Source organism: Micromonospora sp. WMMD723 (assembly GCF_049863385.1).
In the GTDB taxonomy this organism is placed as follows: Bacteria; Actinomycetota; Actinomycetes; order Mycobacteriales; family Micromonosporaceae; genus Micromonospora; species Micromonospora wenchangensis.
Map to the genome: position 1 here is coordinate 5,907,039 of NZ_JBMKNR010000001.1, position 17,159 is coordinate 5,924,197.

A 17,159-nucleotide genomic window follows, 5' to 3' on the forward strand; every position below is an offset into this window, starting at 1 on the left:
CGCCCATTCGTCCGGACGTTCCGAACGGACGGGCCGACAGGTGTCGTTTCCGACAGATCCGGCCCGTTGTTCGGGCTCGCCATAGCGGTGTGGCGGGCCCGACCGTTAGGCTCAAAGGCTGAACGGGGGCGACGGAAACATCGTTTTCGCTCGATGCGGGTTGCGAGTATTTGCTGGTAGTGGCACCGGAAGGCAGGCTGTAGTGACCCGAGAAGGTGAGCCTGGGCCGCGATACGCCCACCGCGCGGACAACAAGCGGGTGGCGTACGAGGAGACCGGTGCTCCCGACGGGTTCCCCGTCTTCCTGATGCACGGCACGCCCGGCAGTCGTCGGGGGCCGAAACCCCGGGGCATCGTGCTCTACCGGATGGGCATCCGGTTGATCGCCTACGACCGCCCCGGTTACGGCGACTCCGAGCGGTTCGAGGGTCGGGACGTGGCCGACGCCGCGCGGGACGTGGAGGCCATCGCCGACCAGCTCGGCCTGGACCGGTTCGCGGTCGCCGGCCGCTCCGGTGGCGGACCGCACGCGCTGGCCTGCGCCGCCGACGAACGCCTGCACGGCCGGGTGAGCCGGGTCGCGGTGCTGGTCAGCCTCGCCCCCTCGGACGCCACCGGCCTGGACTGGTTCGACGGCATGAACACCGACAACCAACGGGGTTTCGGAGCCGAACGACCGGACACCGACGCCGTGGTGGAGGAGATCCGGCAGCGGGCCGCCCGAGCCGCCGAGGACCCCCGGTTCCTGCTGCGGGACCTGATGACGCAGATGGGTCTCCCCGACCGCCGGGCGATCAACGACGCGGCGCTGCGCGGCATCATCTTCGACACCTACCAGGAGGCGTTGCGCACCGGCCCGTACGGCTGGATCGACGACGTGCTGGCGTTGCGTCGGAACTGGAAGTTCGACCTCGACGCGATCGACACCAGGGCCACCCCGGTGCGGCTGTGGCACGGCGCGGAGGACACCTTCGCCCCGGCCAGCCACGGCCGCTGGTTGGCCGAGCGGATTCCGGGCGCCGAGATCGAGGTGCAGCCGGGCGCGGCCCATTTCGACGCCATGCAACAACTGCCCCGCATCCTGCGCTGGCTGAGCGAAGCGGGGACGCCGGTGAGCTCTGACGTGCTCATCGGCGCCCAGCCCGGTCAGTAGGGATGCGGGTCGAGAACCCGCCGCACGTACCGCCCGTCGCGCAGCACCACCACGCTCGGGTGTTCCTGCCCGATCCGGTCGGCGAGCCGGTCCGCCAGCCGCATCCGCCCGATGCTGACCACTCCCCCGCTGGCCGCCTGCCGGGCCGTCTCCACGTTGCCGAGGCTGCGTAGCGTGTCCGGGTGGTCGGCCCCCAGCACCGCGGTCAGCCGGGCCACCACGGCCTGCAACCGGGTGAGTCCCTCCTCGGCCTGCCCGGTGAGGAGGGTGAAGACGGCGGCGTTGTTGTCCGCGCCCATGCTGAACGGATGCTCGGGTCCGAGCACCTCCCGCAGCCCGTCGGCGGCGGCCACGGTGAACGCGTACGCCTCCTCCTGCGCCCCCGCGTCCCACAGGGCCACCCCCCGGTTGAGCTCACACACCAACGTGTAGGGGTGCCGTGCCCCGAACACCCGGGTGAGGGTCTGCTGCACCTCCTCCAACTCCGAGCGGGCCTGCGCTCCCTGTCCCTGGAGCATCAGGTTGGCCGTGCGGCTCAACCGGCACAGCAACGTGTCCGGGTTGGTCGGCCCGACGGTGGAGCGCAGCCGGGTGTAGGCGTCGTCGAGCAGCCGGCCCGCCTCGGCGATCCGGCCGGTGCTGCGCAGCGACGTCGCCAGGTTCGCCTGCGCGGTGAGCACGGGGCGGAAATCCTCGCCGAAAACGCGGCGGTACGCCTCGACCACCTCCCCCAGCAACGCCACCGAGGCGCGGTAGTCCCCGGTCTCCCGCAGGTCACGCGCGTAGTTGTTGGCCGAGAGCAGGGTGCGGGGATGCTCCGGGCCGAGCACGACCCGCAGTCTGCGGTAGGTCGTCTGGTCGATGTCGAGCGCGCGGGCGAAGTCGCCGGAGAGCCGGTAGGAAGCGGCCAGGTTGTTGGCCGCGTTTAGGGTGCGCCGGTGGTCCTCCCCGAACACCTCCACGGACGCCTCGTAGGTTCGCAGATCCTGCTGCAGAGCCTGCTGGTAGCGGCCGAGGGCCCGCAGGTCCGCCGCGTACCCGCCGGCGGTCATCAGGGTGTACGGGTGGCTCTCGCCGATCAGCTCCTCCTGCTGGCGTAGGGTCTCCTCGTCGAGGGTCAGGGCCTGGTCGAACTGGCCGAGGCTGCGCAGCAGGTTGGCCCGGTTGAAGCGCAGGTTGAGCAGTTGCACGCGCAGCGACCGGTGGGCGCCGGTCTCCGGGGACAGCCCCTCCAGCATCGTCGTCCAGGTCTTGTCCGCGTCCTGGGCGTACTGTGCGCCCTGTTCGAAACCGCCGTTGAGGAAGATGTACCGGACCCGGTCGATGACCAACTGCCGGACCGTGTCGTCGTGGCAGGACACCGCCTCGGACCCGTCCAGGTGCGGCCACAGGTGCCGGTAGCCGGACTGGAAGGCCGGGTCGTCCACCTCGCCGGAGGGGCGGGAACCGGCGAGGATGCGGTGCACGTCGTGCTTGACCTCGGCCAGTTCCTGCTCGGACATCCGGGACCGCAACGCCGCCTGCAGCAGCCGGTGGATCTGCACCCGCTGGGCGTGCAGGTCCACCTTGATCAGGGCGAGCCGGTTGATCCGCTGGACCAGCGCGGCGGCGATGTCCCGCTCGGAGACCCGGTCGGCGACCTGCGCGGCGACCAGCTCGTCGTGCGGGGCGATGACCTTCGCCACCTGGTCGCCGTAGAGCAGGTCGAGGGCGATGTCGGGGGCGAGCACCGAACCGAGCTGCAGCAGCCGGTAGGCGCCCGGGGACTGCTGCCGCAGGCCGGCCAGGGAGCGGCCCCACACGTCGCTGTCCGGGCCGGTACGGGCCAACCCGGCCAGGTACGTGGCGACCGAGTCGGGGCTCTCCGCCAGCCACGCGCCGGCCAGCGCCACCAGGATCGGCACGTCCTCCACCGCCTCGGCGACCTGCTGGGCCTCGGCCACGGTCATGCCCCGGCGGCTGGTCCGACCGATCAGGTGGCTGACGCTCTCGCCGCGCTGGAAGGCGTCCACGTCGACCGCGCGGGCCAGGTCACCCCAGTCCGGGTTGCGGGTGGTGACCAGTACGTGCCCCTCGCCCTGGGGGAGGTAGTCCCGGACGTGCTCGTACTGGTCGACGTTGTCGAAGACGATCAGCCAGCGCAGCGGCGGCTCGTCGGCGCCCCGGCCGCCACCGTGGCTGAACCAGTCCCGCACCGCCCGGGCGTTGTCCGGCACGCTCTGCAGATCGGGCAGGTTGAGCCGGCGGCCCAGGTCGGCGAAGCGGACGTCGATGAACTGCACCGGGTCGGCTTCCACCCACCAGATCACGTCGTACGCGCCGTGGAAGCGGTAGGCGTACTCGGTGGCGAGCTGGGTCTTGCCGATGCCGGCCCCGCCGCGCAGCGCCACCGGGACCCGTTCCCGGGCCGCCGTCCTCAGCTCCTCCCGGAGGGTCAACAGCAGCCGGTCCCGGCCGGTGAACCGCACGTTGCGCGCCGGGGCGTAGAAGACGAGCGGTTCGACGCCCGGGTAGCGGGTCGCCGGCACCGGCCGGTCCCGCCCGTCGGTGGGCCGGCCGACCAGCTCCCACACCTGCTCGGCGGCGGCCGCGGCACCCCGCTCGTAGACGGTCGCCCAACTGCCCGGCGGAGTGTCCACCGACGGGGTGGTGTCGTCCAGGTGCAGCGCGAGCGCCGGGACGCCCGTGGCACCGCCGAGGGCCCGGCGGGCGGCCAGGTAGGAGCGGGACACCAGGTGCAGCTCGCGGGAGGCCGTACCGGCCGGCACCGCCGCCGGGGCACCCAGCGGGGTGGCCAGCACCCGCAGGTCGGCGGCGTGCAGCGCGGACTGCACCCACTCCGCCCAGGCCTGGTCCTCCGGCACGTACCGCAGCACGATCAACTCGTCGACGATCACCGGTTTGCGTTCGAAGCGTTGGAAGGTCTGCCGGCGCAGCCCCTCGTCCATCCGGGGCAGCCCGGCGACCGTGCCGTTGGTGATGTGCCGGGTCAGCGCCTCGTACGCCGACAGCAGCCCCCGGCTGCCCGGCACGTCGCCGAACGTCGCCAGGGTCTCCTCGTAGGCGTAGTAGGCCCGGTAGGGGACCTCGACGGAGAGCCAGTAGTCCTGCCGTTCCAGCTCGGTCATGCCGCTGGGCAGCCCGGTGAAGCGTTGCATGGCCAACGCCCGGCCGGCGTCGGTCTTGGTCTTCTCCCCCTCGTCGACCCGCATCGGCACCGGCAGCACCCGGCGGGCGCGGCGTCCCTCGTAGCCGCGGACCCGGGTGGCGACCGAGGCGGCGCCGTCGATGCCCTGGTCGCTGAGGGTGAAGCAGTCGACCAGCACGTCGGGCAGGTGGATGGTGCAGATCTCGGCGACGTCGCTGATGCCGGTGCGGCTGTCGATCAGGGTGTAGTCGTAGTGCCGCTTCATGTCCGCCCGCAGCGCGTCGAAGAACTGCGCGCCGCCGAGCCGGTTGTAGAAGTTGTCCCAGTTCAACCCGGTGACGCTGGTGGCGTAGTCGGGGTTGTGCCGGCCGGCGAGCAGCAGGTCCAGGGTGCCGCCGCCGGGGAACTCCCAGCTCACCGAGAAGGCGTACTTGTGGACCCGGGCGTACTGGCGGTGCCAGTCGCCGGGGCGGGAGTCGTCGCCGGCCTGCCGGCGGCGGGCGTTCTCCCACTCGTACTCCAGGATCAGGTCCATCACGCCGCCGGTGGAGGCGACCTGGTCCGGATCGAGGAACGGCGCGAAGAACCGGTGCAGGCCGGGGGATTCCAGGTCCCAGTCGGCGACGAGCACCCGGTGGCCGTTCGCGGCGAGGATCCAGGCGGTGTTCGCCAGCGCCATGGTGCGACCGGTGCCACCCTTGTACGAGTAGAAGGTGACGACCTGGCCGTCGCGGGGTGGAGTCATCGTTCTGCCTTCCCTCGCCGTACGTCGAACGGTCCGACCGGCCCCAGGCTCGGCTTCGGATCGTGCGGGCCTTCCGGCGGATCGACCGGCCCGTGCCGGAGGAACTGTTTGCGCGCCTCGGTGACCAGCAGCGGCGCGCAGCGCTCGAACTCGTCGATGGTGCGCACCGGCAACACCCGGGGAAACCGGGCGTCCTGCAAGGTACCGGCGATCTCCTCGGGTGTCGGCTCGCCACGCGCATGGTCGGCGGCGATGACGAGCGGGACCACCCACTGCGGCAGCCCGTCGAGCGCGGCGCGGGCGGCCTCGACCCCGACCCCGGCGTCCACCAGCACCACCGCCGGGCTGTGCGGGGCCCGGTCGCGGGCCTCGGCCAGCCCGACCACCCGGGTGGGCAGACCGAGCCGCTCGGCGGTCGCGGCCACGTAGTCGGCAACCGCCAACTGGTGCTGGTCGCCGTAGGGTCGCCAGCGGGCCCGGTCGGCGGCGAGGGTGGTGACGACCAGCGCGGCGCCCGGACCGTCGGGGACCGGCCGGCTGGTCAGGGCCGCCGCCCGGGAGCGGGCGAGCGGTTGCTGCTCGGTCACCGTGACGATCCGGTCGGCCAGCGCGTCGCGTAGCCGCCGGTACTGCGGGCCGTAGGCGCTGAGCTTGCACAGCGCGCGCAGCCCGTTGTCGGCGTAGTCGGCGCGGTCGTCGGGGTGGTCGGTCACCGACAGCGCCTGGACGATCTCGGGGCGGTCCTCCCAGGACGGCAGCGGCATCCACAGCACCGGCAGCACGTGCCGGTCGGCGTGTCCCGCCGGCAGCCGGGCCAGCCGGCTGCGGAACGAGTCCCGTTCGCCCAGCGCCCAGGCGTTGCGGAAGTAGTTCGGCGAGTAGAGCGGCACGAACACGTGCGCGAGGCTCAACGCGTCGGTGAGGGTGCGGCGCAGGTCGGCGCCGGGGACGACCTGGCCGTCGAAGAAGCCCGCCTCGATCTCGACGGTGCGCCGGGGATGCTCCCGGACCGACCTGGCGAGGTCCTGGAAGAACTTGCCGACCCAGTAGTCGGTGTCCGGCCGGGCGGCGTCGGACAGCGGGACGGAGTGCGCGTAACTGAGGAAGAAGTAGGTCTCCTGCCCGGGGACCCCGGCCGGGGAGGGGTCAGACCAGGTCATGCCCGTCCTCCTCGAACCGGTCGCGCAGCTGCCGCAGGTCGGTCGTGACCGCCGGCTCGACCCAGTGCGTGCGGTACGCGCGGGCGATCCGCTGGGCCAGCCGCCAGACCACCGCGTCGTAGGCGTCCTTGCCGTTGCTGCCGAGGCTGAGCAGGCCGTAGATGCCCTCCTCGTGGTACTGCGGGGCGATGTCCGGGGGTAACCGGGTGGGGGTGAACATCTGTCGCCGCGACACGACCTCGGGCACCCGTCGACGGTCCACCACCGACCAGTTGACCGGGATCACCGGCGTCTCCCCCACCGACGGCTCGGCGTCCGGGCGGGGTACGGCCCGCCGCCTGGTGAACGCGTCCCACTCCCGGGCGCACCACTGGCTGCGCAGGTACTGCGGCGAGACGAGCGGGATGAAGACCTGGCAGTGGCCGGCGGCGAAGGCGAGATCGTCGGTCCACAGCTGCCCTCCGTCGAGCATCTGGTCCATGAAGCCGGCCATGCGGCCCGGGCCGAGGCCGAGCAGTTCGACGACGTGGTCGGAGAGGTCGACGAAGAGCTGGGAGACCTTCTTGTTGTTGTCCCGCGGGGGCGCGACCGCCCGCGGTCGGGTGCGGGTACGGGCGTAGCTGAGGAAGAACACGGGGGCGCTCTCGTCCTCCCGGAACTGTTCCTCCACCACCTACCGCTCCCGCCCGGCGTCGCCGCTCCCGGCCGACCACAGTATCGACAGCTGCCAACCCTGCGCTGTCCCGTTCAAGCCAGTCGGTGCGCATCCATCCACCCCCGGGCGAGGTCGACCGCGCGGCGCAGCCGTACACGGTGACCGTCGGCGGCACCCACCGGCCCGGAGCGGACCGCCCCGGCGGCCACCACGGCCGCCCCGATCCGCGGGAAGTCGCCGTCGTCCAGGTGCGGGGCGCGGAAGTCCCGGCGGACCCGGCGGCCCTGCGGGTCACGCAGGTAGCAGCGGTACGCCCGGTGCGGTGCGGGCCGGGCGCACCGGTACTCGGCGAGGTGGAACGCGGTGCACACCGACCAGTCGACGCCGAGCAGCAGGACCAGGGCGTCGGCGGCGTACAGCGCGCCCAGGGGGGACCGGTCGCCGAGGTGGCAGTCCAGGTCGTGCCGGGCGGTCAGGGTGGCGGCGGCCGGGCCGAGAGCGGCGAAGGAGGTCTGCGGGTGGGCGCTGCGCCGGGCGTCGGCCTGCCGGCGGACGTGTTCGGCGAACGCCCCCATCCCCTGGGCCGGGCTGTGCGCCGGGTCGAACGGCGCGATGGTCGCCTCGACGGCGGCGGCCTGGGTCGGGGTCATCCCCGCCGTGGCGGCGCGGAACGCCGGTGAGGTCACCGAGTTGCCGGCGGTCTGCGTCGGCACGACCACCGTGCCGTGGTCACCGAGGGTGTCGCGCAGCGCGGCGAGGAGGGTGGCCGGCCCGGCCGGCTCGGGCCGGACCCGGGACAGCGCGCAGTGCACCAGGACGGTCGCGCCGGTGGGTAGTCCGAGCGTCCGCAGGTCGGCGGCGAGGGTGGCCCTGTCGTTCACCGCCAGCCGTCCAGGGTGGCGCGCATCCGCCGGACGAACCGCTCGCCGTCGGCGGTGAGGCTGCCGAGGTCGAGCAGCGCGTCGACCGTCCCGTCGGTCCATTCCCGGTAGCGCCGGTGGTGTGCCGCCGCCTCGGCTCCCGGGCGGTGCCGCCACACGTCGGCGACGGCGAGGTGGGCGTAGACGCCGTGCAGCGCGCCTTCCACCGGCCTGGGGTCGTCGCGCCAGGGCACCCGCAGCCTTCGCGCGTCGGCGGGGTCGAACAGTTCGCAGACGTCGAGCACGGCGTCCAGTTTGAGGTGTTGCACCTCGTGCACGAGCAGCACCGCCAGCGCGGCGTCGTCGGCGACGGGGGTGACGGCGACCGCGCCGAACGCGGACCGGGCGGCGGCGCTGCGGGAGCGGCCGGACGGGTCCGGCCGCAGCGGCACCACGGTGCGCAGGAGGGTGCGTACCCCGGGGGCGTATCCGCGCGCCTCAGTGTCGAGGCGGTCGACCGCCCGACGCACCTGCCGCGTCCAGCGGTCGGCGACCGCCGGGGTGAGCCGGGCCGCCACCGGCAGGTCGAAGCAGTCGCGGAACGGGTCGGTGTCCTCCAGCAGGACGGTCCCGTCGCCGGTGTGGGCCGCCCGGGTGGGCCGCCACCGGTCCGGGTGGGGTCCGACGGCCGGCCGGACCCGCACGCGTCGCCGGCCGGCCCGCAGCGCGACGCCGCCGGCGGAGATCGTGACGGGCACCGACGCGGCGTCGGTGTCCACCATGATCGCGCCGAGGGTCGGCAGGTGCACCGCGCCGGCCCGCACCGGCAGCACGAGTTCGGCGTCCACGCCGGCCCGGACCGCCGCCGCGGCGGCGACGGCGGCGAGGTGGGGCAGGTCGCCGGTCGCCCCGGCCCGGCACCGCTGCGCCCACCGCCTGACGAACGGGTGGGTGAGCACGTGGTCGACGGCGTCGGGCGCGGACACGTCCAGCGCCACCAGGAGGTGCCAGCCGGCCGCCGCGACCGGGTCGGCGGTGGCGGCGGGGCTGAGGGCGACCGTCAACGCGCGGGCGATGCCGTGGTGGACGGCGGCGAGCTGACCCACCGAACCCGGGCCGCCCCGGCCCGAGCCGAGGTCGGCCAGGACGGCGGGGGGCAACGTGTCGACCGGCGGCTGCTGCGGCGACCCGGCGGGGACGGCGGTGGCCCGAATCAACGCGGCCAGGTCGGCGCAGTACGCCGACGGGTTGTCGAAACCGGTGCCCGAGCGGTAGCGGTGGGCGAACAGGCCCCCGCCGCAGCGGCGTACCAGCGGGCAGGAGCGGCAGGTGGCGCACAGGCCGGCCAGGCCGGTCTGCCGCACGGCGATGCCCGGATGGGCCGCCGCCTCGTCGACGGCGTGCCGGAACACGTCCAGGCCGGTGGCGGCGGCGCCGTGGAAGGCGGACTTGAGCGAGTCGACCTGCTCGAAGCTGCCGTCGGTCTCCACCACGACCAGGTCCGCCGGGGCGAGCCCGACCGCCTCGGTGCCGGTGCTGCCGCCGGTGGCCGTGGCCAGCAGGGACTCCAGCAGCCGGATCGGCACCGGCCGCCCGTCGGCCAGCCAGCGCCGGTGGATGGTCAGCAGCCAGTCCGCGTACGGGGTGGTGGCCCCGTCGGGGCGGGCGGGTGGCCGGTCCCAGTTGGCGTGCGGCAGCAGGAAGTCGATCCGGGGCGGTTCCTCGGCGAGCAGCGCCTGGTAGACCCGCAGCGGGTCGTTGGCCAGGTCGACGGTGCACAGCAGCCCGGCGTAGGAGCTGCGGTAGGCGGGGCGACGCAGCAGGTCCAGTGCCCGGCGCACCTGGTCGTGGCTGCTCGCGCCGTTGGCGTACCGGCGGTGCCGGTCGTTGGCCGACCGGTCACCGTCCAGCGAGACGCCCACCCTGACGTCGTGGGCGACGAGGACGTCGGCGATCTCGGGGGTGAGCAGCACGCCGTTGGTCTGCATCCGCAGGTCGAGCCGGGTCACCGGGTCGATCGCCCGACGCAGGGTGGTGGCGGTGGTGGCGAGCCGGGCCGCGCCGGCCAGCAGGGGTTCCCCGCCGTGCAGGACCACCCGGACCGCGGTGAGCCGGTGGGTGGTGGCGTGTTCGGCGATCCGCCGTGCGGTGGCCTCGACCGTGTCGGGCGTCATCAGCCGGGGTTGACGACGCCACGACTGGTCGGGGTGTTCGTAGACGTAGCAGTGGTCGCACGCCAGGTCACACCGGCTGGTCAGCTTGAGGACGTACTGGCGCAGCGGGGTGACCGGGACGCGGGGCGCGGTGGCCGGGTCAGACGTGTGAGCTGAAGGACGCGACATCGACCCGGGTCGGGTGGGTGGCCCGGCGGTCGTCGATGCGGGCGACGGCGACGGCCCGCTCGACCGGGATCTGACCGAGCGGGGTGCGTCGCACGTCGCTCATCGGCGTCGGGAACGGATCGGACGGGCGTTGGGTGCGGTCCACGTCGGGCCCCCATCTTGTGTCGGAGGTGGACGGCTGTCCGCCCACGTCGACGACCAATCACGGATGTCGATGATGCTATCCGCCACAGCCCGTCATGTCACTGCTGCGCAGCGCCATCATCCTCGATCATCTTGGCCATCCACGCCGCGTTGGACTGGGCGATGATCCGCTCGGCCTCGGTGACGAACGCCTCGTCGTCGGTCCAGCCCGCCCCGGCGGCCCGGGTCAGTCGCAGCCGGGTGAGCTGGTCGGCCGTCCGGGCGTACTCCAGGTGCTGTTGTTCGTAGCGTTCGGCCGTGCCGTAGCCGATCAGCGCGGTGGTGACCGCCGCGACCACCGGCACCCACGCGGTCAGGCCGAGCGCGTCGCCGAACACCCCGACGACGGCGGAGAGCAGGGCGGCCAGGACGGTCAACGCGGTCGCCGCCCGGCCGATCCGGGCGGCGGCGCGGGCGGCCTGCCGGGCCGCCGGCAGGTAGTAGCCGTCGACCTGTCGCTGCACCCGTTCGGTCAGGTAGCTCGGCAGGCCGGTGACCGGGGGCAGCGGACGGTCGGCCGGGGTGCCGTCGAGGGTGTACCCGACCAGATCGCCGACGTCGTCCACGAGCAGTCCGTAGCGGTGCAGCAGGACGGCGTCGGCGTCGGCGCCGGCGTAGGGGGCGACCCGGGCGAGGTAGCGGTACAGCTCCGCCTTGGACGCCTCGGAGACGGCCCGGAGCCGGGTCCAGACGGCCACCGCGTCGCGGGAGGCGCGGCGGCCGAGCACCGGCACCAGCAGCAGCGACACGGCGGCGACGAACGCCAGCACCCGGCCGGCGGTGGGCGCGGACGGGGCCAGCCGGGCCGCCGCGGTGCCGGCGACGGCAGCGGCGGCGGTCAGCGCGGCGACCGCCCGCCGCCCGGTGGTGATCCGTCGCTTGGCCCGTCGGGCGGCCTGCGACCAGTCGCCCTGCCCCCGCCAGACCTGCCCGGCGGCGAGGGATCCGTCGATGTCCGGCACAGCCGGAATGGTAGGCGACCGACGCCCGTCCGGTTCGCACCCGCGAGCCGGGCACGGGCCCCGCCGGGCCGGGTACGACGGACCCCGGCGAGGGCGTCGTAGCGCTGGTCGGCGCGTGTATGCGCATCCGGCGCGCGTTCCGGCGAAAACCCGCAACTGGGGCGCTCGGCGGGACCGGGATCGACGGGGATGACCTGTTCAGACCGGGGTGGCGGAGGGTCGTTCACCACCTGGCAACAGGGGTTTCGGCAGCCCGGAGGCATGGTTGCCCGGGTCAACCCATTGATATGAGTGCCTGCCCGTGTGATCGTGCCTCCAGCAGTCGCCAACCCCCGGCGACACGCGACGGACAGTCACCCCCACCGGGCCCGCCGGCAGCCCGGAGACCACCCGTCGCGGCCACGCCTCACGCAGCATCGGCGCGCGACCCCACCGGGCACCGCGACGCCGTCCGAGAACAGGAGCATCCCCTTGACGCTCTCACCCCGCCTCGTCGCGCTCTCCGGCGCGGTCGCGGCCGGCCTGATCGCCGTGGGCACCGCCGCGGCGGTCCAGGCCGCGCCGTCCCACCCCGCCCCCGACCCGGCCCAGGCCCGGGCCGCCGCCGTCGGCGCGGCCAGCTCGCTGGTCGCCAGCCGTCCCGCCTACCTGCACGCCAGCGCCGACGACGCGTTCGTGCAGCGGCCGGTCATCGCCTCCGAAGGCATCCAGTACGTCCCCTACGAACGCACCTACAAGGGCCTGCGCGTGGTCGGCGGGGACTTCGTCCTGGCGACCACCGCCACCGGCGAGGTCACCTACGCCTCCGTCGCCCAGCAGCAGAGCATCGGGAACCTGTCCATCACCCCGAAGCTCACCGCCGCCGCCGCCGAGCGGACCGCCCGCGCCCGACTGCGCACGGTCAGCGGCGTCGAGGGCACCACGCTGGTCGTGCACACCCTCGGCACCCGACCCGCGCTGGCCTGGGAGACCACCGTCACCGGCACCGGCGCGGACGGCCCCAGCCGGCTGACCGTCGACGTGGACGCCGCCACCGGCGCGGTGCTGGACACCCGGGAGCACGTGGTGCGGGGCACCGGCACCGGCGCGTGGAACGGCCCGGTCACCCTGAACACCACCCAGTCGGGCAGCACCTACTCGCTGAAGGACCCGAGCACCACCAACCTGAGCTGCCAGGACGCCGCGAACAACACCACCTTCTCCGGATCGGACGACGTCTGGGGCAACGGCACCGGCACCAACAAGGAGACCGGCTGCGTCGACGCCCTGTTCTCGGCGCAGACCGAGCACAAGATGCTGTCGCAGTGGTTGGGCCGCAACGGCGCGAACGGCAGCGGTGGCGCGTGGCCCATCCGCGTCGGGCTCAACGACCAGAACGCCTACTACGACGGCTCGCAGGTGCAGATCGGCAAGAACACCGCCGGGCAGTGGATCGGCTCGCTCGACGTGGTGGCCCACGAGATCGGCCACGGCATCGACGACACCACCCCCGGCGGCATCTCCCGGGGCAACACCCAGGAGTTCGTCGCCGACACCTTCGGCGCGGCCACCGAGTGGTTCGCCAACGAGCCGTCCACCTACGACGCGCCGGACTTCCTCGTCGGCGAGAAGATCAACCTGGTCGGCAGCGGCCCGATCCGCAACATGTACAACCCGTCCGCGCTCGGCGACGCGAACTGCTACTCCAGCAGCATCCCGAGCCAGGAGGTGCACGCGGCGGCCGGTCCGGGCAACCACTGGTTCTACCTGCTGGCCATGGGCAGCAACCCGACCAACGGGCAGCCGACCAGCCCCACCTGCAACAGCAGCACGGTGACCGGCCTCGGCATCCAGAAGGCCATCAAGATCATGTACAACGCGATGCTGCTCAAGACGACCACCTCGTCGTACCTGAAGTACCGCACCTGGACGTTGCAGGCCGCCAAGACCCTCTACCCGGGTAGCTGCACCGAGTTCAACACGGTCAAGGCCGCCTGGGACGCGGTGAGCGTGCCGGCGCAGTCCGCCGACCCGACCTGCACCGGCGGCACCCCGACGCCCACCCCGACGGCGACCTCCACCCCGACGCCCACCCCGACCTCGGGCGGCTGCTCGGGCCAGAAGCTGACCAACCCCGGCTTCGAGTCCGGCGGCACCGGCTGGACCGCCACCTCGGGCGTGATCACCTCGTCGGCCAGCCAGGCCGCGCACGGTGGCTCGTACAAGGCGTGGCTCAACGGGTACGGCTCGACCCACACCGACACCGTCACCCAGTCGGTGACCATCCCGGCCGGCTGCCGGGCCACCCTGTCCTTCTGGCTGCACATCGACACGGCCGAGTCGGGCAGCACGGCGTACGACAAGCTGACCGTCAAGGCCGGCAGCACCACCCTGGCGACGTACTCCAACGTCAACGCCGCCAGCGGCTACGTGCAGCGCAGCTTCGACGTGTCCGCGCTGGCGGGCAGCACCGTCACCATCTCGTTCAGCGGGGTGGAGGACAGCAGCCTCCAGACGTCCTTCGTGGTGGACGACACCGCGCTCACCCTGAGCTGACCCTCGCACCGCCGGCAGCGGCCGGTCGTCGCCACCCGCGACGGCCGGCCGTCGGCGTGTCCGCCCCACCCGCCTTCCCCCGGTCGCCCGGGGGCCGGCCCGGCTCCACCCGCCGACCCGACGCCGGCCAGACCGACGCCCGCCACTCCGACTGCGGCCCGGACCGACGTCGGCCGGCCCTCACGAATACCCGCGACTGCGAGCTGGAGGAAGCAGCAAAGCTCGCTTCTGCGAGGGCAGAACCTCCTTTCACTCGGCAGGTGCGGTTCGCTAGGGTGACCGGGTGAGCGTGTTCCGGATCAGCGAGGCCGCCGAGTTGCTCGGAGTCAGCGCCGACACCGTGCGGCGCTGGGTGGACGCCGGCCGGCTGCCCGCCCGGCGGGACACCCACGGCCACCGGCTCGTCGACGGCGTGGACCTGGCCGGCTTCGTCCGCGCCCAGTCCGCCGCCCCCGACGAGGGGGCCGAGTTCTCCTCGGCCCGCAACCGGCTGCGCGGGATCGTCACCGCCGTCGTCCGGGACACCGTGATGGCCCAGGTCGACATCCAGGCCGGGCCGTTCCGGATCGTCTCCCTGATGAGCCGCGAGGCCGTCGACGAACTGGACCTGCGGGTCGGCTCGGTGGCCGTCGCCGTCATCAAGTCAACCACCGTCGTGGTGGAGCGGCCCGCGCCCACCGGCCCCACCAGGACGAGGACCGACCCGTGACCCGACCCGTCGGCGGACCGCCCGCCCCTACCGCCGACCCGCCGGGCGGCCACCGACGCGCCGTCGTCCTCCCCCTCGTCGCGGCAGTCCTCGCCCTGGCCGGATGCGCGGCCGGAACCACCGCCCCGGCCGCCGACGGTGGACCGCGCGGCACGTTGACCGTCTTCGCCGCCGCGTCGCTGACCGAGTCGTTCACCACCCTCGGCCGGCGGTTCGAGGCCGAGCACCCCGGCACGACGGTCACCTTCAACTTCGCCGGCAGCTCCGCCCTGGCCACCCAGATCACCCAGGGTGCACCCGCCGACGTGTTCGCCTCGGCCGCCCCTAGGAACATGGCCACCGTCACCGACGCCGGGCACGCCGCCGACGCCCCCACCGTCTTCGCCCGCAACCAGCTCGTCATCGCCGTGCCGCAGGGTAACCCGCAGCGCCTCACCGGCCTGGCCGACCTGACCCGGCCGGGGTTGAAGGTCGCGCTGTGCGCCGCCCAGGTGCCGTGCGGGGCGGCGGCCACCACCGCCCTGGACGCGGCCGGCGTACGGGTCACCCCGGTCACCCTCGAACAGGACGTCAAGGGAGCACTGGCCAAGGTGAAACTCGGCGAGGTCGACGCGGCGCTGGTCTACCGCACCGACGCCCGCGCGGCCGACCGGGAGGTCGACGGCGTCGAGTTCCCCGAGTCCGCCCGTGCCGGCAACGACTACCCGATCGTGGTGCTCACCGACGCGCCGAACCCCACCGCCGCCCGCGCCTTCGTCGCGCTGGTCCGTTCCGCACCCGGCCGGGCCGTCCTCACCGACGCCGGATTCCAGCCGCCGGCAGGCCCGTGACCGCGTCCACCCGCCGACGCGGCACCGGTCAACGGGCGCCGGTCGCGCTGCTCGTACCGGCCGCCCTGGGGTTGCTGTTCCTGGTGCTGCCGCTGGGCGGCCTGCTGTTGCGCACCCCGTGGACGTCGCTGGGACCGCGCCTCACCGCACCCGGGGTGCTCACCGCGCTACGGCTGTCGGTGCAGTGCGCCACCCTCGCCACGCTGCTCTGCCTGGCGCTGGGCGTACCCCTGGCCTGGCTGCTGGCCCGGGTGGAGTTCCCCGGCCGGCGGCTGGTCCGGGCGCTGGTCACCGTGCCGCTGGTGCTGCCGCCGGTGGTCGGCGGCGTGGCGCTGCTGCTGGTCTTCGGCCGGCGCGGGCCGGTCGGCGGCTGGCTGGACGCCACCTTCGGCGTCACGCTGCCGTTCACCACCACAGGCGTGGTGCTCGCCGAGGCGTTCGTGGCGATGCCGTTCCTGATCATCGCGGTGGAGGGGGCGCTGCGCGGCGTCGACCACCGCTACGAGGAGGCCGCCGCCACCCTGGGCGCGAGCCGGTGGACCACCTTCACCCGGGTCACCCTGCCGCTGGTCGCCCCGGGCGTCGCCGCCGGGGCGGTGCTGTGCTGGGCCCGCGCGCTCGGCGAGTTCGGCGCGACCATCACCTTCGCCGGCAACTACCCGGGCCGTACCCAGACCATGCCGCTCGCCGTCTACCTGGCCCTGGAGACCGACCTGGAGGCCGCCGTGGTGCTCAGCCTGGTGCTGCTCACCGTCTCGGTGGTGATCCTCGCCGGGCTGCGCGACCGGTGGATCGGCGGCCCGTGACACCGCCGCTGCTCGACGGGCACCTGGTCGTCGACCGGGCCGGGTTCCGGCTGGACGTCCGGCTGCACGTCGCCGCCGGGGAGGTGGTCGCGCTGCTCGGCCCGAACGGCGCCGGCAAGACCACCGCGCTGCGCGCCCTGGCCGGGCTGCAGCCGCTCGACGCCGGGTGGCTACGCCTCGACGGGGTGGAGCTGGACCGCCCGGACGGGCGGACGTTCGTGCGACCCGAGCGGCGACCGGTCGGCGTGGTGTTCCAGGACTACCTGCTCTTCCCGCACCTGACCGCCCGGGACAACGTGGCCTTCGGCCCGCGCCGGCAGGGCCTGCCCCGGCGGGCCGCCCGGGAACGGGCCGACCGGTGGCTGGACCGGGTCGGCCTGGCCGGATACGCCGGACGGCGGCCCCGGCAGCTCTCCGGCGGGCAGGCCCAGCGGGTGGCGCTGGCCCGCGCGCTCGCCGTCCACCCGGCCCTGCTGCTGCTCGACGAGCCGCTGGCCGCGCTCGACGCCCGGACCCGGCTGGACACCCGCGCCCAACTGCACCGCCACCTCACCGACCACGCCGGGGCGGCCGTGCTGGTCACCCACGACCCGCTGGACGCGCTGGCGCTGGCCGACCGACTGGTCGTCGTCGAGGACGGCCGGGTGGTCCAGGAGGGCGACCCGGCCTCGGTCACCGGCCGGCCGCGCACCGACTACGTGGCCCGGCTGGTCGGTCTGAACCTGCACCGGGGCCGGGCCGACGGGCGGCGGGTCCGGCTCGCCGACGGGCTCGCGGTGCCGACCGCCGACCGCCTCGACGGCGACGCCTTCGTGGTCTTCGCACCCACCGCCGTGCGCCTGCACCCGCACCGCCCCGACGACACCACCCGACCCGGCTGGTCGGCGACCGTCACCGGGGTGCACCGGCACGGCGACCACCTGCGGGTGCAGCTCACCGGGGTGCTCGACACCGTCGCCGACCTCACCCCCGCCGCCGCCACCGGCCTGCGGCTGCGCCCCGGGCAGCAGGTCTGGGCGAGCGTCGCGGACGGCGACACCCGGGCGTACCCGGTCGGGCCCTGACCACCGG

13 protein-coding genes are annotated in these 17,159 nt (G+C 74.1%); 6 read left to right on the forward strand and 7 right to left on the reverse strand.

Annotated elements, in window-relative coordinates; genetic code table 11:
* Positions 1-202: 202 nt before the first annotated feature.
* Entirely contained in the window at positions 203-1,153 is a 951-nt protein-coding gene (locus ACN261_RS25665; RefSeq protein WP_421482227.1) for an alpha/beta fold hydrolase, read from the forward strand.
* On the opposite strand, the gene fxsT is transcribed toward ACN261_RS25665, so the two are convergent.
* The 7 genes from fxsT to ACN261_RS25700 form a co-directional block, all read right to left on the reverse strand.
* Entirely contained in the window at positions 1,147-5,046 is a 3,900-nt protein-coding gene (gene fxsT, locus ACN261_RS25670) for an FxSxx-COOH system tetratricopeptide repeat protein (protein WP_425852583.1), read from the reverse strand. The genes ACN261_RS25665 and fxsT overlap by 7 nt on opposite strands.
* The gene (locus tag ACN261_RS25675; protein WP_421482229.1) at positions 5,043-6,206 is read right to left on the reverse strand and encodes a TIR-like protein FxsC; all 1,164 of its coding nucleotides are present in this window, start codon (positions 6,204-6,206) and stop codon (positions 5,043-5,045) included. The genes fxsT and ACN261_RS25675 overlap by 4 nt, the downstream gene beginning before the upstream one ends.
* Positions 6,193-6,879 (reverse strand): TIR-like protein FxsC, encoded by a 687-nt coding sequence (locus ACN261_RS25680; protein ID WP_421482230.1) that lies wholly within the window; start codon positions 6,877-6,879, stop codon positions 6,193-6,195. The genes ACN261_RS25675 and ACN261_RS25680 overlap by 14 nt, the downstream gene beginning before the upstream one ends.
* Before the next feature lie 74 nt (positions 6,880-6,953).
* Entirely contained in the window at positions 6,954-7,742 is a 789-nt protein-coding gene (locus ACN261_RS25685; protein WP_421482232.1) for an aminoglycoside N(3)-acetyltransferase, read from the reverse strand.
* A complete protein-coding gene (locus ACN261_RS25690) occupies positions 7,739-10,063 on the reverse strand; it encodes an FxsB family cyclophane-forming radical SAM/SPASM peptide maturase (RefSeq protein WP_425852585.1) in 2,325 nt (774 codons plus the stop codon). Before ACN261_RS25690 ends, ACN261_RS25685 begins: the two co-directional genes overlap by 4 nt.
* The gene (locus ACN261_RS25695; RefSeq protein WP_358170701.1) at positions 10,035-10,208 is read right to left on the reverse strand and encodes a hypothetical protein; all 174 of its coding nucleotides are present in this window, start codon (positions 10,206-10,208) and stop codon (positions 10,035-10,037) included. The genes ACN261_RS25690 and ACN261_RS25695 overlap by 29 nt, the downstream gene beginning before the upstream one ends.
* A gap of 97 nt (positions 10,209-10,305) precedes the next feature.
* Positions 10,306-11,208, reverse strand: coding sequence for a DUF4231 domain-containing protein (locus ACN261_RS25700; protein ID WP_421482234.1), 903 nt, complete (start codon positions 11,206-11,208; stop codon positions 10,306-10,308).
* Between the two features lie 471 nt (positions 11,209-11,679).
* On the opposite strand from ACN261_RS25700, the gene ACN261_RS25705 reads away from it, so the two are divergent.
* The 5 genes from ACN261_RS25705 (at position 11,680) to ACN261_RS25725 (ending at position 17,152) form a co-directional block, all read left to right on the forward strand.
* Positions 11,680-13,743: a M4 family metallopeptidase gene (locus tag ACN261_RS25705; RefSeq protein ID WP_425852587.1), complete on the forward strand. Its 2,064-nt coding sequence runs from the start codon at positions 11,680-11,682 to the stop codon at positions 13,741-13,743.
* A 283-nt stretch (positions 13,744-14,026) separates the two neighbouring features.
* Positions 14,027-14,452, forward strand: coding sequence for a TOBE domain-containing protein (locus ACN261_RS25710; protein WP_420117035.1), 426 nt, complete (start codon positions 14,027-14,029; stop codon positions 14,450-14,452).
* Between the two features lie 95 nt (positions 14,453-14,547).
* A complete protein-coding gene (modA, locus tag ACN261_RS25715) occupies positions 14,548-15,282 on the forward strand; it encodes a molybdate ABC transporter substrate-binding protein (RefSeq protein WP_425853651.1) in 735 nt (244 codons plus the stop codon).
* Complete coding sequence (gene modB, locus ACN261_RS25720; RefSeq protein ID WP_421486824.1) at positions 15,258-16,088, forward strand: molybdate ABC transporter permease subunit; 831 nt, start codon at positions 15,258-15,260, stop codon at positions 16,086-16,088. Before modA ends, modB begins: the two co-directional genes overlap by 25 nt.
* Complete coding sequence (locus tag ACN261_RS25725; protein ID WP_421482236.1) at positions 16,085-17,152, forward strand: ABC transporter ATP-binding protein; 1,068 nt, start codon at positions 16,085-16,087, stop codon at positions 17,150-17,152. Before modB ends, ACN261_RS25725 begins: the two co-directional genes overlap by 4 nt.
* Positions 17,153-17,159 lie beyond the last annotated feature (7 nt).